Annotated in this window: 25 protein-coding genes and 1 riboswitch; of the genes, 4 read left to right on the forward strand and 21 right to left on the reverse strand. The window is 42.0% G+C overall.

Features of this window, described 5'->3' with window-relative positions:
* Positions 1 to 18: 18 nt before the first annotated feature.
* The 3 genes from ISX45_RS09475 to ISX45_RS09485 form a co-directional block, all read right to left on the reverse strand.
* Complete coding sequence (locus tag ISX45_RS09475; RefSeq protein ID WP_194518835.1) at positions 19 to 438, reverse strand: hypothetical protein; 420 nt, start codon at positions 436 to 438, stop codon at positions 19 to 21.
* 62 nt (positions 439 to 500) lie between these two features.
* On the reverse strand, positions 501 to 1,091 hold the full coding sequence (gene scpB, locus ISX45_RS09480) for an SMC-Scp complex subunit ScpB (protein WP_181554258.1): 591 nt from the start codon (positions 1,089 to 1,091) through the stop codon (positions 501 to 503).
* Positions 1,078 to 1,848 (reverse strand): segregation/condensation protein A, encoded by a 771-nt coding sequence (locus ISX45_RS09485; RefSeq protein ID WP_181554259.1) that lies wholly within the window; start codon positions 1,846 to 1,848, stop codon positions 1,078 to 1,080. The genes scpB and ISX45_RS09485 overlap by 14 nt, the downstream gene beginning before the upstream one ends.
* A 135-nt stretch (positions 1,849 to 1,983) precedes the next feature.
* Here ISX45_RS09485 and ISX45_RS09490 point away from each other — a divergent pair, with 135 nt between their 5' ends.
* Complete coding sequence (locus tag ISX45_RS09490; protein ID WP_194520677.1) at positions 1,984 to 2,499, forward strand: DUF309 domain-containing protein; 516 nt, start codon at positions 1,984 to 1,986, stop codon at positions 2,497 to 2,499.
* Positions 2,500 to 2,531: 32 nt separating this feature from the next.
* Here ISX45_RS09490 and ISX45_RS09495 read toward each other — a convergent pair whose 3' ends face one another.
* The 5 genes from ISX45_RS09495 to ribD all read right to left on the reverse strand — a co-directional run bounded on the left by ISX45_RS09495 (position 2,532) and on the right by ribD (position 6,661).
* Positions 2,532 to 2,876, reverse strand: a complete 345-nt coding sequence (locus ISX45_RS09495; RefSeq protein ID WP_194518836.1) for a GNAT family N-acetyltransferase — start codon at positions 2,874 to 2,876, stop codon at positions 2,532 to 2,534.
* 124 nt (positions 2,877 to 3,000) lie between these two features.
* Positions 3,001 to 3,465, reverse strand: a complete 465-nt coding sequence (gene ribH / locus ISX45_RS09500) for a 6,7-dimethyl-8-ribityllumazine synthase (RefSeq protein ID WP_181554261.1) — start codon at positions 3,463 to 3,465, stop codon at positions 3,001 to 3,003.
* Between the two features lie 78 nt (positions 3,466 to 3,543).
* The gene (locus ISX45_RS09505) at positions 3,544 to 4,737 is read right to left on the reverse strand and encodes a bifunctional 3,4-dihydroxy-2-butanone-4-phosphate synthase/GTP cyclohydrolase II (RefSeq protein WP_181554262.1); all 1,194 of its coding nucleotides are present in this window, start codon (positions 4,735 to 4,737) and stop codon (positions 3,544 to 3,546) included.
* A 176-nt stretch (positions 4,738 to 4,913) separates the two neighbouring features.
* Positions 4,914 to 5,561: a riboflavin synthase gene (gene ribE / locus ISX45_RS09510; RefSeq protein WP_181554840.1), complete on the reverse strand. Its 648-nt coding sequence runs from the start codon at positions 5,559 to 5,561 to the stop codon at positions 4,914 to 4,916.
* Positions 5,561 to 6,661 (reverse strand): bifunctional diaminohydroxyphosphoribosylaminopyrimidine deaminase/5-amino-6-(5-phosphoribosylamino)uracil reductase RibD, encoded by a 1,101-nt coding sequence (ribD, locus tag ISX45_RS09515; RefSeq protein ID WP_194518837.1) that lies wholly within the window; start codon positions 6,659 to 6,661, stop codon positions 5,561 to 5,563. Before ribD ends, ribE begins: the two co-directional genes overlap by 1 nt.
* 338 nt (positions 6,662 to 6,999) lie before the next feature.
* A riboswitch (FMN riboswitch) is annotated at positions 7,000 to 7,134 on the reverse strand.
* 419 nt (positions 7,135 to 7,553) lie between these two features.
* Here ribD and ISX45_RS09520 point away from each other — a divergent pair.
* Together ISX45_RS09520 and ISX45_RS09525 are read left to right on the forward strand one after the other, a co-directional pair.
* Complete coding sequence (locus ISX45_RS09520; protein ID WP_181554264.1) at positions 7,554 to 7,949, forward strand: GntR family transcriptional regulator; 396 nt, start codon at positions 7,554 to 7,556, stop codon at positions 7,947 to 7,949.
* Positions 7,949 to 9,058, forward strand: a complete 1,110-nt coding sequence (locus ISX45_RS09525; RefSeq protein ID WP_194518838.1) for a DUF1648 domain-containing protein — start codon at positions 7,949 to 7,951, stop codon at positions 9,056 to 9,058. Before ISX45_RS09520 ends, ISX45_RS09525 begins: the two co-directional genes overlap by 1 nt.
* Before the next feature lie 221 nt (positions 9,059 to 9,279).
* Here the strand turns inward: ISX45_RS09525 and ISX45_RS09530 are convergent, their stop codons facing one another.
* Entirely contained in the window at positions 9,280 to 9,720 is a 441-nt protein-coding gene (locus ISX45_RS09530) for a peptidylprolyl isomerase (protein WP_181554841.1), read from the reverse strand.
* A gap of 185 nt (positions 9,721 to 9,905) precedes the next feature.
* Here ISX45_RS09530 and ISX45_RS09535 point away from each other — a divergent pair, with 185 nt between their 5' ends.
* The gene (locus ISX45_RS09535; RefSeq protein ID WP_228485721.1) at positions 9,906 to 10,745 is read left to right on the forward strand and encodes a DUF1002 domain-containing protein; all 840 of its coding nucleotides are present in this window, start codon (positions 9,906 to 9,908) and stop codon (positions 10,743 to 10,745) included.
* A gap of 25 nt (positions 10,746 to 10,770) precedes the next feature.
* Here the strand turns inward: ISX45_RS09535 and lysA are convergent, their stop codons facing one another.
* The 12 genes from lysA to ISX45_RS09595 all read right to left on the reverse strand — a co-directional run bounded on the left by lysA (position 10,771) and on the right by ISX45_RS09595 (position 20,481).
* Positions 10,771 to 12,090: a diaminopimelate decarboxylase gene (lysA, locus tag ISX45_RS09540; protein WP_194518840.1), complete on the reverse strand. Its 1,320-nt coding sequence runs from the start codon at positions 12,088 to 12,090 to the stop codon at positions 10,771 to 10,773.
* Positions 12,091 to 12,258: 168 nt separating this feature from the next.
* Complete coding sequence (locus tag ISX45_RS09545; RefSeq protein WP_181554268.1) at positions 12,259 to 13,731, reverse strand: spore germination protein; 1,473 nt, start codon at positions 13,729 to 13,731, stop codon at positions 12,259 to 12,261.
* The gene (locus tag ISX45_RS09550) at positions 13,679 to 14,290 is read right to left on the reverse strand and encodes a stage V sporulation protein SpoVABEA (RefSeq protein WP_194518841.1); all 612 of its coding nucleotides are present in this window, start codon (positions 14,288 to 14,290) and stop codon (positions 13,679 to 13,681) included. Before ISX45_RS09550 ends, ISX45_RS09545 begins: the two co-directional genes overlap by 53 nt.
* Positions 14,291 to 14,295: 5 nt before the next feature.
* Entirely contained in the window at positions 14,296 to 14,646 is a 351-nt protein-coding gene (locus ISX45_RS09555; protein WP_181554270.1) for a SpoVA/SpoVAEb family sporulation membrane protein, read from the reverse strand.
* Positions 14,647 to 14,652: 6 nt separating this feature from the next.
* Positions 14,653 to 15,663: a stage V sporulation protein AD gene (spoVAD, locus tag ISX45_RS09560; protein ID WP_194518842.1), complete on the reverse strand. Its 1,011-nt coding sequence runs from the start codon at positions 15,661 to 15,663 to the stop codon at positions 14,653 to 14,655.
* Between the two features lie 19 nt (positions 15,664 to 15,682).
* Positions 15,683 to 16,117 carry a stage V sporulation protein AC gene (gene spoVAC / locus ISX45_RS09565; protein WP_194518843.1) on the reverse strand — a complete coding sequence of 145 codons (435 nt, stop codon included), beginning with the start codon at positions 16,115 to 16,117 and terminating at the stop codon, positions 15,683 to 15,685.
* A 20-nt stretch (positions 16,118 to 16,137) separates the two neighbouring features.
* Positions 16,138 to 16,563: a stage V sporulation protein AB gene (locus ISX45_RS09570; RefSeq protein ID WP_181554273.1), complete on the reverse strand. Its 426-nt coding sequence runs from the start codon at positions 16,561 to 16,563 to the stop codon at positions 16,138 to 16,140.
* The gene (locus ISX45_RS09575) at positions 16,550 to 17,173 is read right to left on the reverse strand and encodes a stage V sporulation protein AA (RefSeq protein ID WP_181554274.1); all 624 of its coding nucleotides are present in this window, start codon (positions 17,171 to 17,173) and stop codon (positions 16,550 to 16,552) included. The genes ISX45_RS09570 and ISX45_RS09575 overlap by 14 nt, the downstream gene beginning before the upstream one ends.
* A gap of 450 nt (positions 17,174 to 17,623) precedes the next feature.
* The gene (gene sigF, locus ISX45_RS09580; RefSeq protein ID WP_181554275.1) at positions 17,624 to 18,376 is read right to left on the reverse strand and encodes an RNA polymerase sporulation sigma factor SigF; all 753 of its coding nucleotides are present in this window, start codon (positions 18,374 to 18,376) and stop codon (positions 17,624 to 17,626) included.
* A gap of 13 nt (positions 18,377 to 18,389) precedes the next feature.
* Positions 18,390 to 18,830 (reverse strand): anti-sigma F factor, encoded by a 441-nt coding sequence (gene spoIIAB / locus ISX45_RS09585; protein ID WP_194518844.1) that lies wholly within the window; start codon positions 18,828 to 18,830, stop codon positions 18,390 to 18,392.
* Positions 18,830 to 19,168 carry an anti-sigma F factor antagonist gene (gene spoIIAA, locus ISX45_RS09590; protein ID WP_220129365.1) on the reverse strand — a complete coding sequence of 113 codons (339 nt, stop codon included), beginning with the start codon at positions 19,166 to 19,168 and terminating at the stop codon, positions 18,830 to 18,832. The genes spoIIAB and spoIIAA overlap by 1 nt, the downstream gene beginning before the upstream one ends.
* Positions 19,169 to 19,308: 140 nt before the next feature.
* Entirely contained in the window at positions 19,309 to 20,481 is a 1,173-nt protein-coding gene (locus tag ISX45_RS09595) for a D-alanyl-D-alanine carboxypeptidase family protein (protein ID WP_194518845.1), read from the reverse strand.
* Between the last annotated feature and the right edge of the window lie 72 nt (positions 20,482 to 20,553).

Below are 20,553 nucleotides of genomic sequence, written 5' to 3' on the forward strand. Positions count from 1 at the left end.
AAAGACCCCCATATCCGTTTAAGATGGCTGTGTAATAAAAAGGAGAGGTGACGTTAATTCATATTCTCCTTTTGTTTCTAAGGCTGCAAAAATCTCGGGAAGCTTTGTAAATTCAATATGCTCAAAATAGCGGCGGAATTCCTTTTCTTCATTGACATAGACACGCTTGCGATGACGGAAACTTGGATTTTTCAACAAGCAAACGAGTGCGACAATATCCTTGAAATAGACATCGCGCCCTTGAACGGAAAAAATCGGGTCTTGTTCATATGGAGTAAAGGACGGAAATGCCTCTTCAAAATAACGTACATATAACACATGCAGTGTCTTCTCATCTCCGTCTTCCACGAACGTCACTTCCGACCGATTAAAAAAGTCTTCGGACGTATTCGGCTGCGCTTTTTCTAATTCGTATCCTTGACATCGGCGGATCCGCATACACTAAGCCCCCTTTAACCGCGAGAACAAAGACAAAATAAGCTACTTCTATCTTATCATAATCACGTCTGTTCGTTAAAAGTTTCTTCAAATTTTTCAAAGAATAAATCCGCCTCTCGCTCCATGTTTTCGTCTTCACTCAATTCCGGCAGCTGTGGCAGCTCTTCTAACGTTTTTAAACCAAAATAGTCTAAAAATTCCTTTGTCGTTCCGTATAAAATCGGCCTGCCTGTTCCTTCCGCCCTTCCCACTTCTTTCACGAGCGCCTTGGCAATTAACGTTTGCAACGGCTTATCGCTTTTTACGCCGCGAATTTCTTCGATTTCCGCTCTTGTAATCGGCTGGCGATAAGCAACAATGGCTAACGTTTCGAGCGCTGCTTGCGATAAAGACGAAGAACCCGGTGATTCAACTAGCTTTTTTAAATAAGGAGCATGCTCTTTCTTTGTCGCCAGTTGAAACACGCCTGCCAGCTCAATAAGATGAATACCACGGCTTTGCTGGTTATAATCCTCTTTGAGCTCCTCGATGATGGTCAATGCTTGTTCGTCGTTGACATCAAGCACGGACGCAATTTGTTTGAGCGACAGTCCTTCATCTCCGGCAGCGAATAATAATCCTTCGACAATCGCTTTATATTCACTCATCTCCATTTTGTGTCATCCTTTCGTTGCTAGAGATGAAAATATCGGCAAAATTTCGTTCTTGTTCAATGATGATTAAGTTTTTTTTCATGAGTTCTAAAATCGCTAAAAATGTCACAACAATATGCTCGCGGTCATAGTGAGGGAACAAGTCGTAAAAATTTTTCCGCTTTCGTGTTCTTCGCAATTCGCTTAAAATTTCATCCATTCGTTTTTCGATGGAAATCTCTTGACGCGTAATTTTCGTATGAAGCGGTTTTTGTAATTTTTTCCGGCGCAATAATTTTGAAAGAGCCCCGAGCATATCGTATACATTCACATCAAGCGGCCGTTTTTCCACTTCAACAGCTGTGGCATAGGCGCTTAAATCGCTCGGCGGTTTCGTAAATAAAAGCGCGCGCTCTTCTTCTCTCTTTTTTAGTTCATGTGCCGCTTCTTTAAATTTTTTATATTCCAACAACCGCTGCATTAATTCTTCCCGCGGATCCTCGTCGATCGGTTCCATTCCTTCATCCAATCTTTCTTCCTCATGCTTTGGCAACAACATTTTGCTTTTGATAGCAAGAAGCGTCGCTGCCATCACTAAATATTCGCTTGCAATATCAAGCTCAAGCTCTTGCATCGCATGAATATACGCCATATATTGTTCCGTAATTTCCGCGACAGGAATGTCATAAATATCAATTTCATAGCGGTTAATTAAATGCAATAAAAGGTCGAGCGGACCTTCAAACGCCTCAATTTTTACATTGTATTGCACATTCATCCCACCATTTTTCAACTACACTACCGTTAAGTATAGACGATAATACAGCGTTGTCCAATATGATTTTTCAAATTCCTACACACTACGCACAATATGATACAATACGATTACAATGAATAGAAAGGTCGTGTAATGATGTATCCGAACGCCTATATCGACTATTTGCTTCATTTTCACACAGACCGTGATTATTTTGAATGTCACGAAATACTAGAAGAGCATTGGAAACAAGATGGACGAAAACAGGTGTGGGTCGTTCTTATTCAAATCGCTGTGGCTCTGTACCATCATCGGCGCGGGAATGATCGAGGAGCGCGGCGAATGATGCAAAAAGCGCTGTCGCTTCTCGAAGGGGAAAAAGCAGCAATCGAACGGTTAGGACTGGATTATTCACAGCTAAAACAGCAACTGCAGCACTACATCGAACGGCTCGATAAAGGTGAACCGTATCGAAGCATTGAACTTCCGATTTTCGACGTTCAATTGTTAAAAACGTGCCAGATGATATGCCGCGAGCGCGGGCTTGTATGGGGAAAAGAAAGCGATCTTCATAACGAATTTTTGCTGCATAAACATAAGTTGCGCGACCGCTCCGATGTCATAGAAGCACGCGAACAGAAGAAAAAAGCGAAGAGGCAGTCTAACAAGTAAATCATTTTACTTTATAGACGGCCTCTATGCTCTTATTCACACTTATCTAAAAATGAAGCAGTCAATTCGTTTGCTTGAAACACGTAGTGAGGAAACATTTCTTTCAGCGCTTTTACCATTTGTTTTCCAACACCTTGGTGGCGGTGCGAAGGATTGACACTAATATGCTGAATTTCGGCAACATTTTCATCGCGCATTAAAATACCAATAATGCCGATGATATCCTCCTCTTCTTTCCATAAAAAGAGTTGCCAATCATCATCTGTTTCGTACTGTTTAATCGTTTGCTGCAACTTTTTTAAGTCTTTTTCTGTCGGCATAAACGACAGAAGACCCATCGCGATTTTTTCGTAATTTTTTCGGTAACGAATTAACATAAAGAATCCCTCATTACTGACAAGACTTTTCTTCGACAGAAAAGTACGGAAGTCGTTTTCTCATTACGTATTATAAACGTTCTTGTTATTATTGTGAACTCCTCATTGCCTTTTTACACATGGTTTATGAAAAAGAACGGAGAAGGTTCGCCATTTCGATGGCGCTAACCGCTGCTTCCCAACCTTTATTGCCCGCTTTTGTTCCGGCGCGTTCAATCGCTTGTTCAATCGTCTCTGTCGTTAGTACGCCAAAAATGACCGGAGTTCCTGTTGATAACGACGCATGGGAAACTCCTTTGGCTACCTCGTTGCACACGTAATCATAATGACTTGTTGCGCCGCGAATAACCGTACCTAGGGCAATCACTGCATCATATTGCTTCGATTCTGCCATTTTTTTCGCTACAAGCGGAATTTCAAATGCTCCCGGCACCCATGCCACGGTAACATCCTGTTCTTCAATACCGTGTCGTTTTAAACCATCTAATGCTCCCGACAACAATTTGCTTGTAATGAATTCATTAAATCGTGAAACGACAATTCCGATTTTTAATCCCGTACCTACTAGATTTCCTTCCATGATTCTCATCCAAAACCCCTCCTAAATTCATTTCCGCTAACTGTTTTCATCATAATACAATTTTTACAAAATCGCGACAAGGTTTTCTTAAAAATGCAACATATGGCCTAATTTTTCGTATTTTGTTTTTAAATATTTTTCATTTTCCTTTTTCACCGGCATTTGTAGTGGTACACGCTCTACAACTTCTAGGTCATATCCCTTTAACCCAGCAATTTTTCGTGGATTGTTCGTAAGGAGTCGCATTTTCGTTACGCCCAAATCTTTTAAAATTTGTGCACCGATTCCGTAATCACGCAAATCAGCAGGGAAACCGAGCTTTTCGTTTGCCTCTACCGTGTCGTATCCTTGCTCTTGTAGTTTATACGCACGCAATTTGTTGATCAAGCCGATACCGCGACCTTCTTGACGCATATATAACAAAATGCCCCGACCTTCTTCTTCAATTTGCCGAAGCGCAGCATGAAGCTGCGGACCGCAGTCGCAACGATACGAACCAAACACATCGCCTGTTAAGCACTCGGAATGAACGCGGACAAGAATCGGTTCATCTGGAATAACTTCGCCTTTAACAAGTGCTACATGCTCTTTTCCGTCCACTGAATTCGTATATCCGATCGCTTTAAACTCACCGAATTCAGTCGGAAGCGTAATTTCGACTTCACGTTTGACCAGTTTTTCTTTTCGGTTTCGATACTTAATTAGGTCTTTAATCGTAATCATTTTTAAATCAAATTCATCAGCGATTTGCCGTAAGTCCGGCACGCGCGCCATCGTTCCATCTTCCTTAATAATTTCGCAAATGACTCCAGCCGGTTTCGCTCCGCATAAACGAGCTAAATCAACCGCTGCTTCCGTGTGACCAGCGCGACGCAACACGCCCCCTTTTTTCGCAACGAGCGGAAAAATGTGACCTGGACGTTTAAAATCGCTCGCTTTCGCATTCGGGTTAAGAAGCTCCTGAATCGTCGTTGCCCGTTCGTAGGCACTAATGCCTGTTGTCGTTGATTTGTGGTCGACGCTCACCGTAAATGCTGTCCCGTGAGAATCCGTATTATGGTTAACCATCGGCGCTAAATCGAGCTTATCAGCGAGCTCCTCGGTAATCGGAACACATACAAGACCACGTCCGTACTTAATCATAAAGTTAATGACTTCCGGTGTGGCTTTTTCCGCTAATGCGACGAAATCTCCTTCATTTTCGCGATCCTCATCATCGCAAACAATAATGACATTTCCTTGCATTAATTCGTAAATCGCTTCTTCAATCGTGTTGAACATACAAGCCCCCCTTTTTTAATAGCTATGAAAGGATAAATTTTGATTTACTGTCCAGCCCGGCGGCTAGCTCTCTTGTGGCAAATAATCTTTTCCCTTGAAGTGCAAGCACTTCTGTGGACGAAGAACATTTACTCACCGCGGAGCCAGGATGGCGGCATTTCGCCGCCCCGCTTTTCTTAATAACCGTGCTCTTTTAAAAATTCGAGAGTAATGCGTGAGCGTTGTTCCGGTTCTTGTTTTCTGGCAAGAAACTGTTCCACATATTTTCCGATAACGTCACACTCAATATTCACAATATCTCCAACTTGTTTGTCGCCTAAAATCGTTTCCGCGCGCGTGTGCGGAATCAGTGAAATTGTAAAGGTGTCATCGGTGAGCCCGAAAATCGTTAAGCTCGTTCCATCAACAGCCACCGATCCCTTTAAAATCATATATTTACGCAACTCTTTCGGCACTTTAATATCGTAATAAACAGCATTCGCCACCGGTTCTTTACGAATAATTTCCCCAATTCCGTCGACATGTCCAGAAACGAAATGACCACCGAACCGTCCGTTTGCCGCCATTGCTCGTTCTAAGTTCACTTTTGCCCCTCGCGTTAATGTGCGCAGCGACGTCGCTCGCACCGTTTCCGGCATGACATCAACGGTAAAAGAACGGTTCGTAAACGAAGTGACCGTCAAGCAAACCCCGTTGACAGCAATGCTGTCACCGAGCCGAACATCTTCTAAAATTTTTTTTGCGCCAATCGTGATGACAATCGCTTCTCCCGACTGCTTCATTTGTTCAATCGTACCGACTTCTTCAATAATTCCAGTAAACATCATCGCTCACCCTTTTGATTTGGTATGGCCACAATTTTGATATCCGGCCCGATCGTTTCGACGCTTTTAATTTTTAGTTTCATCACATCAGCCATGCTTGCAAAGCCGCTGCCTCCAATAGGACCTGGTGCCTCTTTTCCACCGATGATTTTCGGCGCGATATACGCCACCATTTCGTTGACTGCCTTTGCTTGAAGAAAGCTCCCATGCACGCTGGCTCCCCCTTCGACGAACAAAGACGTTACCCGCTTTTCGCCAAGCACTTTTAACAATTTACGAATGTCGATGTTCGCTTCGTTCATTTTTATCACTTGTACATTTCGCCTGCGATATGGCATGATGCTTTCCTCTTTTACTTGATTCCCAACGACAATCCACGTTTCTGCCGCTCCGTCATTGACGACGTTTGCCTCAAGCGGCGTGCGTAAGTGCGTATCTAAAATGACGCGAATCGGGTTTTTTCCTCCTTCGGGAAGTCTCACCGCTAAACTTGGATTATCGGCAATCACAGTGTTCACTCCGACAAGAATCGCATCATGCATAGCGCGATAACGATGGGCATCTTGGCGTGCTGCTTCCGATGTAATCCATTTGCTTTCCCCGGTCGTCGTCGCGATTTTCCCATCTAAGCTGCTCGCATATTTCAACGTGACAAACGGTGTTTTTGTCGCGATATAGTGGAAAAAGATGCGATTTAACTCATCCGCTTCCTCTTTGAGCACGCCAACCTCTACATCAATGCCTGCATTTTGCAGTTTTTTTATTCCCTTTCCAGCAACGAGCGGATTCGGGTCTGTTGTTGCGATGACGACTCGTTTGACCCCTGTGTCCACTAATAAATCCGCGCACGGGGGCGTTTTTCCGAAATGACTGCATGGCTCAAGCGTCACATACACGGTTGCGTTCTTCGCTTTCTCTCCTGCCATGCGAATCGCGTGAACTTCCGCATGTGGCTCCCCCGCTTTTAAATGCGCACCCAAGCCGACAATTTCCCCATCTTTCACAACAACAGCACCGACGACCGGGTTCGGAGATGTCTGTCCGATTCCCGCTTTCGCTAACTCAATGGCCAATCGCATATACTGTTCGTCGTGTTGCATCACGTCCGCCCCCTTTTTTGGCATAAAGAAAACCCTAGGTCAAAAGTCCTAGGGCAGGATTATGTAAGAATCACAATGACATTTACATTTTTTGAATGTCAAACAACAGCACATAACCAAATGTGATATAGCTGTCTCCTAAAGAAAGCTGTTCGCCCCCCCCTGATCGAACAAGAACGTCTGCAGATAAATGAATTTGTCCGCCAAACCGTTCGTTGTTCGATCAATATCACGTGCAAACGTGACACGACAGCAAACAAAAGGTTGCCTGTACTGGTTGAAAAGCATGCACTAATAGCAGCAATCTTTGAAAGCAGCTTTTCCATTGCGTGTGCTGTGTGATCCTTCTCCCATCCAGACTATACTGTCGGCTCCGGAATTGCACCGGATCGTGCCTATACGGCTCGCGGGCTGAGAAACGCTTTCGTTTCATTACCGCCGGTCGGGAATTTCACCCTGCCCCGAAGGATACCCTATATTCAATTTTTTATCATTATAGCACAATAAAGCCATTTGTCTATTCTCAAATGCTCATCAGCCAGCAATGAACAGCCAGTATGCAAGCCCCCAGAGCAAACTTGCTCCCAGTAAAATAAAAAATAACAGCCAATTTTTGCGATTCATTTGCTTCACCTCTTAGTTCAATTATACAAAAAAGACCTAATAGAAGCGAATCTGTTAAAGTCTTTAGTCATTTATCGTTCCAACAAAAGCAAACCAATTGTTGTGGGCAATGGACATAGGAAACTTCAATTTTTAATTTATTACTAGTTAGTTTATAGCGCGAAAAAAATACTATCTGTGGCCAAAGAATTTTTTACTGAAAATTATATATTTTTTTATTTTATTTGTTATACTATATGTATAACAATAATATTAAGGAGGACACTTTATGTTGATCGAATTAGATTTTCAATCAGACATTCCGATTTACATGCAGCTTGTTCACGCTATTATAGAAGGCATTGCTACCGGGGAATTAAAGCCAGGTGACAAACTACCTCCTGTACGAACATTAGCCGCTGATTTAGGAGTAAATATGCTTACAGTGAACAAAGCTTACCAACATTTAAAACAGCTGGGCTTCATTCAAATTCACCGTAAGAAAGGAGCTGTCATTAACAGCGAAGAAATAAGAAAAGCGGATGATAAGTTTTATAAGCGATTATTTGCTTCTCTTCGGCCTTTGGCAATGGAATCCGTTTGTCGGCATTTAACCAAAAGTCAGTTTTTAACACTTTGTTCAGAAATTTTCGAAGAAATCGAACTCAAGGGAGGCAAATGTTAATGTCTATTGCTGATGCGATTCTTTTGATTGTTTCTTTTCTTCCTGCAATCATTTTACTTTCAGCAATTCCTTATTTAACAAAACCGACCCAATGCTTCGGGGTCTCCATCCCAGAAGAAGCATCTCAATTACCAGTCATAAAACATTTACGAAAACAGTATGCCATCCGAGCAGGAATTACCACAAGTTTATTGCTACTCTCTACCCTTTTTCTCCCATTTTTTCCTGAGTCTGAAACGATAATGGCGATAGTTATTGTTTTGTTCGGCTTCCTGCTCATATTGACTCCTTTTCTCATCTATCTCCCATTTCATAAACGGATGAAACAATTAAAAAAGGAGTATAACTGGAAGGTAGAACGGAAGGAACGTGTCATTATCGATATAAAATTTAGGGAAAATCACCTTGTTTATTCAAACGGATGGTTTCTAATCCCTATTTTTATTTCCTTTTTAACCATCTTAATCACTATTGGCACGTATCCAAAACTACCTGATCGTTTACCGGCCCATTTTGATTTACAAGGAAATGTTACCCGTTATACAAATAAATCGATATATACTGTTTCTATTTTGCCAATTGTCCAAATATTTGTCACTATACTAATGATGGCTGTCAATACGGCTATAAAAAAAGCGAAACAAGAATTAAACGCAGCGAATCCAGAAAAGTCAAAAAAACAAAATATTGTTTTTAGACGTCACTTGTCTTTATTCATGATCGGCTCTTCGATTTTAACGGTTACGTTGTTTTTCGTTATTCAATTGGCTGTTATCACCCACATTCCTAAAGTTGCGCTTATGATAACAACTATCATCGTACTTGCTTCACAATTCATTTGGATATTATGGCTAGCATTTAAAATCGGACAGGGTGGAAGTCGAATCACAACTGAAAAAGGAGAAGAAACACTTTGGGTTGACTACGATAATGACGAGTATTGGAAATGGGGGATGTTTTATTTTAATCGCAACGATCCATCCCTTTTTGTAGAAAAACGGTTTGGGATTGGCTTGACAGTCAATTTTGCTCGGCCAGGTGCTTGGGTATTTACGGCACTACCTATTCTTCTTCTTATCAGTTTGCTATTTCTTCCTTTATTAGACTAACTTCTGCTCATCTATTTCATTCTTTCAATAAAAACACTTAGGGTCGTATCTTCCGCCATTTCCCTAAGTGTAAAAATTGAATTTACAGAAACCATTATCCGTGGTTCTTACTTTATAATAAATAACCAATAAATCAATGCTTCGGTTCATTTTTTCGCTTTTTAGCTATACAAAAAAGACTTAACAGCCGCTAATCTGTTAAGTCTTTTTTCAACAGAAGCTTATTCTTCCTCCCACACTTTAACTTCTTTCATGACATCGCCTTGTTTTATGCGATACACAGCATCCATTCCTTCAATTACTTGTCCAAATACCGTATGTACCCCATCTAAATGCGGTTGAGGTTCATGAACAATAAAAAATTGGCAGCTACCTGTATCGCGGCCACGATGTGCCATCGAAACCGCCCCTGTCACATGTTTGTGCGGATTGTTATCTGTTTCGCATTTAATCGTGTAACCCGCATCACCTGTCCCGTTTCCACGCGGGCACCCTCCTTGACTAACAAATCCCGGAATGACGCGATGGAATGTTAATCCGTTATAAAATCCTTCGTTTGCTAATTTTTCAAAGTTAGCTACTGTTCCTGGTGCTTCGTTTGGGAATAATTCGATCACGATACGATCGCCATTTTCCATTTCAATTAACGCTTTTTTCATGATGAAACCTCCATCTTGTTTGAATCGTCTAAATAAACGAGCTTTTTTATTCTACTATATTTTGCTTCTATATTCCATCCATTCTATGTACAATAAGAATGGTGACAAGGAAAACAACGAAGAATGAAAAGGAGGTTGTTCTCTTGAAACGCACATTGATTGGATTGTTTATAACGTCACTGCTGTTTATGTACCCGGCGATGGCGGCGGCGGACGCAGCAGAAGGCGATGTCATTATTACATTAGGCGAAAATTTAACGGAACAACAAAAACAACAAATATTAAGCGAAATGAACGCTCCAGAAAATGCGCAAATAATTACGGTTTCCAATGCGGAAGAGCATAAATATCTAGATGGCGTTGTTCCAAAAGCGCAAATCGGGACAAGAGCGATTTCCTCATCAATGATTACGATCGGCCCGAAAGACTCTGGGCTCGATGTAGAAACGCATAACATCTCATGGGTAACGGAGGAAATGTACACGAACGCACTCATTACCGCCGGAGTAAAAGATGCAAAAATTTATATTACCGCTCCATTCCGTGTATCTGGAACGGCCGCTTTAACAGGGCTGATGAAAGCGTACGAAGTGTCTTCCGACAAAGTCATTCCGGATGAAGTGAAAAAAGTCGCCAATGAAGAAATGGTCAAAACGGCAAAGCTTGGCGAATCAATTGGCAATGACAAAGCTGTTGCCTTACTTGCCGGAATAAAAGAAGAAATTGCCAAAAATCCGCCAAAAACCGATGCGGACTTGCGTTCCATCATTGAAAAAGTCGCCAATGATCTTGGGATCACCTTAACAGAAGATGAAATCAACAGCTTAATTTCTTTATTTAACAAAATGAAAAACCTAAACATTGATTGGAATCAAGTCAATGACCAATTAAGCAAAGCAAAAGACAAACTTTCGACATTTTTACAATCTGAAGAAGGAAAAACGTTTATCCAAAATATCATTGACATTCTAAAAGAAATTTGGAATGCCATTAAATCAGCATTTACCTCAACAGATCAACAAAAATAAATAGGTCACGGGCCCATCCCGTGACCTATTTATTTACTTTTGCCTTCAATGGCACATCTAGGCGCACCAAATCTTCATACGTTTCTCTCTTCACAACAAGCTGAGCTTCCCCGTTTTCCACAAAGACGACAGCCGGACGCGGAATACGGTTATAGTTGTTAGCCATTGAATAACCGTATGCACCTGTGCAAAATACGGCTAAATAATCACCGGCTTCCGCTTTTGGAAGCGGCAAATCCCAAATCAACATATCTCCTGATTCACAACATTTTCCGGCAATTGCAACGACTTCTTCATTTTCATCAAGCATGCGGTTAGCCAATACCGCTTCATATTTTGCTTCATATAACGCCGGACGAATATTGTCGCTCATGCCGCCATCCACTGCAACATATTTTCGAACGTTTGGCACTTCCTTTTGTGAACCGATCGAATAAATTGTCGTTCCCGCATCACCGACTAGCGAACGTCCCGGCTCAATCCAAATTTCTGGCATTGCAATGTCTATTTCGATAACCTGCTTCTTGACTTCTTGAATAATTTGTTCCACATACATTGCAGCTGGAATTGGATCGTCTTCGCTTGTGTAGCGAATCCCAAATCCGCCGCCAAGATTGACGACTTCCGGAACAAATTTATATTTTTCTTTCCAGCTGCCGATTTTCTTAAAGATTTTCTGTGCTGCTAATACAAAACCTGTCGTTTCAAAAATTTGTGAACCAATATGGCAGTGAAGACCCAACACATGCAGAGATGCCGAAGCTAATGCTTTTTCAAGCGCTTCGTCTGCCTGCCCGTTATTTAAATCAAAGCCGAATTTTGAATCTTCTTGTCCCGTTAAGATATAATCATGTGTATGTGCCTCAATTCCCGGCGTTACCCTTAGCAAAATAAAGGTAGTTACTCCGTATTGCTTGCTTAAATCATCAAGCAGCTCCAGTTCATAAAAATTATCAACAACGATGCACCCTACCCCATGCTCAAGTGCCATCGCCAATTCATCACGGCTTTTATTATTGCCATGGAAATGAATGCGCGCAGGAGGAAATCCTGCTTTTAACGCTGTATACAGTTCTCCACCAGAGACAACATCAAGCGAAAGCCCTTCTTCTTCTACCAACTGGATCATCGCCATCGTTGAAAACGCCTTGCTGGCATAGGCTACTTGTGCTTTTACTCCATGTTTTTCAAACGCCTCTTTAAACGCGCGAGCACGCTGGCGAATAAGCGCCACATCATAAATATACAGCGGTGTTCCGTATTCTTTTGCCAACTCAACAGCATCGACACCGCCAATCTCTAAATGTCCTTTATCATTGACACGACTTGTCCCATGGAAAAACATGCGAATCCCTCATTCCTGCGAGATAAACTATTCAACGATATCAATTTTTATACATATAGAAAGCAAAAAAGACAGTTAACATAAGGTGATTAACTGCCTTTTCTGCGGAAAAAAGATTACGTATAACTTACCATAATTCTGCAAAAGTTTCAACTTATTTTTACAATTTTATGTCGGCTGTTTTTGGCGGTTTTGCGGATGAACAATGCTCGGTCTTACTTTTGAACCGGCAGCAGAGCGTCGAACAACAATTTGCATAAACGCTGCCGGATCAAACGGAATAAACGGCCATAAATACGGTGTATTGAGCGAGCGAGTGCGGATTAAAAAAAGCAAATAAATCGTTGTACCAATGATAAGCCCCGGTACTTTAAATAAAGCAACGGCTAATGCGAGTAATAGCCGAGCAATTTTATTAGCAATGCTTAATTCATAACTTGGCGTGGCGAATGAGCCAATGGCAGCAACAGACACATACAAAATGACTTCGGGTACAAATAATCCAACATCAATGGCAATTTGCCCGATCAACACAGCTGCAATCAAGCCCATCGCAGTCGATAACGGTGTTGGTGTATGAATGGCTGCCATTCGCAAAAACTCAATCCCAAAATCAGCAATAAATATTTGAACGATGACAGGAATATTCGTATGCTTATTTGGTCCAATAAATGCCCATTTGTCTGGTAATAACGATGGCTCAATGACAAATAAAGTCCAAAGTGGTAAAAGGAATAGCGATGCTAAAATACCTAAAAAGCGCACCCAGCGCACGAACGTCCCGACAGCAGGATTTTGCCGATATTCTTCTGCATGTTGAACGTGATGAAACAAAGTGGTAGGCGTAATAATGACACTGGGAGACGTATCAACCATAATAAGGACATGCCCTTCTAAAAGATGGGTTGCCGCAACATCCGGCCGTTCCGTGTAACGGACGAGCGGGTATGGATTGTACCCTTGCTTTACTAAAAATTCTTCTACCGTCTTATCGCCCATCGTAAGGCCGTCAATTTTGATTTGTTGAAGTTCTTTTTTCACTAATTCCACAAGTCCCGGGTCAGCCACATCTTTAATATACGCAATACATATATCTGTTTTCGATCGTTCTCCGACTTGGATGATTTCAAAGCGAAGCCGTTCATCACGAATGCGCCGCCGCGTTAAAGCCGTATTCACAATAATATTTTCGACATATCCGTCACGGGCTCCACGAACGACTTTTTCCGTATCCGGTTCTTGCGGCTGCCGTCCAGGATAACTGCGCACATCGACAACAAATCCGCTCGCTTCTCCCTCGATTAAAATAATAATTAACCCGGACAATAACTTATCAACGGCCTCATCTAAATTTTCAACCGGACTGACTTGTTGGTGAACGAGACGATTTTCAATAATTTGTTTTGCTTGCGCCGTTTGTCTTTCATGGTCATTAATGAGCACTATCTGTTTTAACAATTCAACCAAATACTGCGTATCACACAAACCGGTGCAATAATAAATATGTACTTCTTTTTTTAATACTTTCACTTTCCGTATTCCTAAATCAAAACTCGTTCCAATCCCGATTTTTTGTTTTAAAAAATTTTCATTCTCGACAAGTTTCTCGAAAATCGGAATGCTGTTTGTTTGTGCTGTCATCATATCCACTCCTTTCTAGGATAATTTCCACCGCCTTGCGTGTAATGGGGGAACCGTATTTCACATGGTCGCGATATCCCATTTTGCCAATATCACCAATGCCGACAATAATCGGAATATTGAGTTGATCTAAGCAATAAACGGTATCTCCGTTAATGCGCCCCACTTCCCATTCGCGTACTCCGTCTTTATCTACCCCGTACTCAGTTAAAATTCCGTCACAATCAATGCTGACATCTACCCTCGTCCATTCACGCTTATGCGTATTAGATGCAACGGCAATCGCTCCCAGCACTTCGATTTGTTCATGTGTTGCAACATATTTGAGCGCTTTTTCCCCCGCTCCTTCTCCAATGGCTCCACAATCATCGAACATGACAAAAACTGGATCGTACGGGGTTTGCAAAATGAGATCGACCAATTGTTCTCCTGTTAACTTTGTCGGGTTTCCGTGCGAGCGACAAATGCAGCGCCCACCGATTTGTTTAGCAATATATTGAATCGTTCGCCATGCAAACTCATCACCGTCTGTGACTAAAATGGCACGTCTTTGCTTCATCTTGATTATCCTTTCGGCTTACAAATCAGTGCGATGAAAAAGGAAAGAACGATAGTAAACGAAAGCTCTAGTCCCGCCAATTGGAAGATACCGGATCCAATACTCATCCACCCATTTTCCATCTTGTAAGACAGTATTCCTTTAATCAATAAGTAGCCAAATCCGCTAATGGGTAATAATGCGCCGGCTCCAGCGATGTCGATAAGAGAATCATATGCACCGATGCTTCCGAGAATGACCCCAGCAATTACAAGCCCACTCATCACATGAATTTGTGAAAATTTCCCGATGTCCATAACTAGTTGAGCGATTCCACAAATCATACCGCCGATCAAAAACGCCATCCAATAATCCATGCTTTTTTACCCCCTTACCGCTTCAATGACTACTCCGTGGGCAATCGCTGGAATTGATTGTTTTTGCTGAATCATTGTTGGACTTAAAAGCGCTCCTGTTGCAACGACCAATATTTTTTGAAATCTCCCTTGCTGCATTTCTTTTAATAAGTGGGCGTATGTCACCACGGCGCAGCAAGCGCACCCGCTGCCTCCAGCAAGTACTCCTTGAGTAGGTCGGTAAATCATCAAACCGCAATCATTGTAATTAGTTGCTACATCATAGCCTGATTCGCTAAGCAGTTCCTTTACAATGACGCTGCCTACCTTCGATAAATCGCCAGTCACAATTAAATCGTAATCATCTGGGGAAGCACCTAAATCTAAAAAATGTTGCTCAATGGTAGCGGCAGCGGCGGGAGCCATCGCTGAGCCCATGTCTAATGGATTTTTCATTCCGGCATCGATCACTCTCCCAATTGTTGCAGCAGAAATACGAAATAAACTTTTTTCACGACCTATCAGTGCAGCAGCTCCTCCTGTAACTGTAAATGTGGCCGTCTTCGGTTTTTGAACGCCTAACTCTGTCGGGTAGCGAAACTGCCTTTCTGCCGTCGCATTATGGCTGCTTGTCGCTGTCAAGACCGTTCGTGCAAATTCTCCATCTACTAATGCCGCTCCTACCGCCAGTGTTTCCATCGAGGTGGAACAGGCACCAAACATACATAAAAATGGAACGGGAATGTCACGAGCGGTATAATTGGACGTCACATTTTGATTTAACAAATCCCCTGCTAAAAAAAAGTCAACATTATCGGCCGTTACGTTTGCTTTTTGCAAGCAAATGTCAATCGCTTCTTTCATTAAGCGACGCTCTGCCAGTTCCCATGTTTTTCCACCACAATACAAATCACGATAGGTTACATCAAATTGAGAACCGAGCGGTCCCTCCGCTTCAAATGGACCAACTACCGTTCCAGTTGCTTGAATATAGACGTCATTTTCAAACACCCATGTTTGTTTTCCGGCAAGCCTCATCGGAACTCCCTCTTTCACATTAAAAAATCAAATGAATCGTTCCAAAGAGATAGGCCACAACGATCCCGTAGACAATAACAGCGCCGCCAATTTTAAACATATGATTCGCCACTCCTGTGATCCATCCTTCACTTCGATGCTCCAGAGCTGCACTAGCTAAAGCATTCGCAAAACCTGTGATGAGAATCGTTGCCCCTGCACCAGCAAATTGACTAAAACTGTCGTATATCCCTATACCTGTAAGTACAATAGCAAGAAAAATGAAGGTAAGGAGCATAAGATGCTGAGCCTCTAGTAACGACATATCAAATAAGAAAACATACCCTTTTTGCAACGCCTCTCCTGCTAAACAAAGCAAACCACCGATGAAAAACGCTTTTATCCCATTCAAAACATATGGCGGTTTAGGCTGAAACACCTTGACTGCTTGCTGGTAGTTTTCCTTTAACTTCATCGTGCATCCCTCCTTGATCATTAATGATCAATAAAATAAATCCAATGAAATAACGAGCCAAACACTTTTCCAAACACAATGGCCATTAATAAAACGACGATTTTATCAGCGACACCGATCCGTTTGGCTAAGATCGGCCATACATTTAATACTTCTGTTAATGCGGCTGCTAACATTCCAATAAACACACCATGAAATAACCCAATCGGAATAAGCCAATATTTCGAGGTATATAAAACGGAATTGCGCAAACTCATCCAACCGCCGACGACTGCCCCCAATACAGCACTCCATTCGTAGGCGTGAATCCACTTCATTGTTTTTGTCAGTTGTGTTAGGCGGGGGATGACGCCAAGAACAACTAAAAAGGCGATAAAACCTGTTCCGACTGCTAGCCCTCCTGCAAAGCCGATAAATATGACAAAAATAGCTTCAATCGTCGGCAATTCTCCTCATACTCTCTTTGTTTTCATGTAAAATGACGTACTGATCCAGCGATTGTTGATAGTTGAACATCTCGACTTCTAGGGGGCTAGGCTCTTCGTTAATCCGCTTGCGAAACACATGATTAAAAAATAAAATCATCCCTATTCCTAACCCAAGTGAATACGGGATTTGAAGCAACAATGGCTTATCGATCTTCTCACCAGTAATCATCGTATAAAGACGTTGGTGCACTTGCTGCATGCTGACATCCTCGTGAAAATTCATAATTGCCATTCCTGAGCCGATAAAAAGAAGCAACCAGACAAGCAAAAAATAAACAAGTGAAAATTTCCGCTTTTTATAGATGACTTCGATAATCGTTTGCGCAGGACCAATCGTTTGCACCTCTAAAGACGCATCCGTGTGAACAATAGCATCGACGACTCGCATCACATCAAGGATGACAATATTTTTGTCACTCGGTTGAATTCGATATAAAGGAATCTCTTTTAATCGTTCAATCGTGTGACGGTCATTTCCTATAAGTTGGGAAATGTCCCCGATTGAGACGGTCGCATTTGGTTTTACTTGAACGCGATGGCGCAATTTGACAAAGACGGTTTTTTCCATCTGCATCACATCCTGCCTGTTAGTTTTTATGTAAGACAAAAATTTCATTTAATCCAAACTGTATGACTCCACTTTTCGGATTATCTAGCTCTCTTTTGCCTAATCCCCCTTCCGCTTGAAGTGACAAGCACCTCTGCAAGTTGAAGACCATTTGGCTTCAGGGGAGCTAGAATGGTGACATTTCGCCTCTTGCCTACAGGACGTAGGCAGTATTTAGGCGAAATCGGACCAATTCCGCTTTTCTTACTGTCTAGCTCTAGGGCGCTATCGGATCGCGGCGCTTCAATCCCGCTGCGGCGACAACAACCTCCTCGAGGACCCACCAGCGAGTTTTACCAATAAAGATAAACCAGCGCCCTCCGCTTTTCTTTAGTATGTTTGGACAAAAAAGCAATCATACGGACATCAAAGGATTACCAATAGTTTCATAAAAATAAAAAAGAATGGATGCTATCCATCCATTCTCTCTTTCATTTGTTGTAAAATCTTTTTTTCTAACCGCGATACTTGCACTTGAGAGATGCCTAATCTAGATGCCACTTCTGATTGCGTTTGGTCCTTGTAATAGCGCAGATACACAATAAGCCGCTCCCGTTCATCAAGTTCTTCCATCGCTTTTTTTAACGCGATTTTATCAAACCATGATATATCATTTTGATCGGCAATTTGATCAAGAAGCGTAATCGGGTCGCCATCGTTTTCGTAGACCGTTTCATGAATGGAAGTAGGCGAGCGACTTGCTTCTTGAGCAAGAACGACCTCTTCAGGGGAAATCTCTAAATAGGCGGCAATTTCCGTTACAGTCGGAACGCGGCCGTATTTTTTTGATAATTCGTCTTTGGCTTTGCGAATTTTATTTCCCATTTCTTTTAGTGAACGGCTCACTTTTACTGTTCCATCATCACGGATAAACCGCTGAATCTCACCAATAATCATCGGCACTGCATACGTGGAAAATTTTACATCGTACGATAAGTCAAATTTATCGACAGACTTTAACAAACCAATGCAGCCAATTTGGAATAAGTCATCCGGTTCATAGCCTCTATTGAGAAACCGTTGCACAACCGACCATACAAGCCGCATATTTTTTTCAATAATTTCATCTCGCGCTTCTTGGTCCCCTTCTTGGCTACGGCGGATAAGCTCCTTCATTTCATGATCTTTCACCTGAGTCTGATCTTGCTTGACATCGACATCCATAGGCATGTCTCCCTTAATTACATAGCGCTTTGCTCTTAGTTAAGTATTTCGTTAAATGAATCGTTGTTCCTTTATTCACTTCGGAATGAACAACAACTTCGTCCATGAAATTTTCCATAATCGTAAAGCCCATTCCTGATCGTTCTAATTCAGGCTTTGTTGTAAATAATGGTTGACGTGCTTCCTCAATGTTGGCAATTCCTACACCTTCATCTCGAATCGTCATCTGGACAACTCCATCATCAATGACGACAGAAATGTACACAACACCGTTTGGGTCATTGTTATAGCCGTGAATGATTGCATTTGTCACCGCCTCGGACACCACCGTTTTAATCTCAGTTAGCTCATCCATTGTCGGATCGAGCTGAGCGACAAAAGCAGCAACCGTAACACGAGCAAATGACTCATTTTGACTGAGTGCGGAAAATTGGAGGTGCATTTCGTTTCTCATTACGCCACCCCCAATGTCTTTAATGCGAATTGTTCATCGCTTTCAAGGCGGATAATTTTGAACAGTCCTGACATTTCAAACAAGCGTTTCACCGTCGGAGAAATCGAGCAAACGATCATTTCTCCGCCGAGGTTTTTAATTTGCTTATACCGCCCTAAAACGACACCTAGGCCAGAGCTATCCATAAATGTTAAATGTTCTAAATTTAACACGATATGGCGAATTTGTTCTTTTTCAATCATATCGGTCACTTTTGCACGAAGTTCTTCAGCAGTATGGTGATCTAACTCTCCTGAAAGTCGAATGAGCAATACATCATGTCTCACTTCAAAGTCCATTACAAGACTCACTGCACTTTCCCCCTCTTGTCATTCGGATAGGGAAATGTTTCGCTAAAAAGCGCTGGAAGTCCTGCTTCGTGACAAAACTAGTGACGATTCGCTAAAAGTAGAAATCAGGCTACAAAAACTGACAGCACTTACGCTGATTTCGTAAATGATTGTAACGTCCGCTTAAATAAATCCCACCAGCTTGCCTCGGCTACATTTTCTTTCGCCACAAGCGGACGTTTCAACAGCTCTTTACCGTCTTGTTTTAAAATCAGTGTTCCGAGCTCGTCCCCTCTTCGAATCGGTGCCTTAACGTTTTCTTTCACTTTAATAATTTTTTTAATTTGATCGACGGACGCTCCTTTTTTCGTTAAAACAGAGATTGGTTCAGCCGTCACTAGTTCAACTTCTTTTCTCTTCCCTTTACTTACTTTGACATTGGTAATGACTGCATTTCGCTTGTAGACCGGATGGGTTTTATATTGGCTAAACGCATAATCTAGCATTTTCGTAATTTGGGCATTGCGCTCTTTTGACGTCGGAGCACCAAAAATAACAGCAATGACGCGCATGCCATCTTTTTTCGCCGTAGCAGTTAGGCAGTATTTTGCTTCATTAGTAAATCCTGTTTTCAGCCCGTCCACTCCCGGATAAAACTTTACAAGTCGATTCGTATTAACAAGCCAAAATTTTTTGTCCGTATTTTCCCGCAAATAATCTTCATATTTTCCAGTGTACTTTGTAATTTTGTCATATTTCAGTAATTCTCTTGCCATCATCGCCATATCATAGGCGGTACTGTAATGCCCCTGAGCTGGCAAGCCGGTTGCGTTTTTAAATGATGTGTCCTTTAATCCTAGTTCCTTTGCTTTTTTGTTCATCATGTCCACAAATGCTTCCTCAGACCCGGCAATTCGCTCCGCCATAGCAACCGAGGCATCGTTTCCAGAACCAATCGCAATACCGCGCAACAACTCATCGACGGTCATTTCCTCGCCGGGTTCTAGAAAAATTTGCGATCCCCCCATCGAAGCCGCATATTCACTGGTACGCACCTTTTCATTGAAGGTGAGTTCCCCTTTATCAATCGCTTCCATGATTAGTAACATTGTCATAATTTTTGTCATACTTGCCGGCGATAGTTTTTCATGCGCGTTTTTTTCATACAAAATCGTTCCTGTATCGCGCTCAATGAGAACGGCTGACCGAGCACTCGTAACAAGGTCAACGTTTTTGGCTTTTTCCTCCGCATGCACATTGACAGAAATCGTAAGCGCAAAGGCAAATGTAAGCACAAATAAACGAATGAATAATCTCTTCATCTCCCAAACCTCCATTCTTTATACATGCCATTTTTTCCAAATGATATATTTTTATACAATAGATGAAATAAA

Origin of the sequence: Thermaerobacillus caldiproteolyticus (assembly GCF_015326725.1) — a bacterium.
GTDB classification, from domain to species: Bacteria; Bacillota; Bacilli; order Bacillales; family Anoxybacillaceae; genus Thermaerobacillus; species Thermaerobacillus caldiproteolyticus.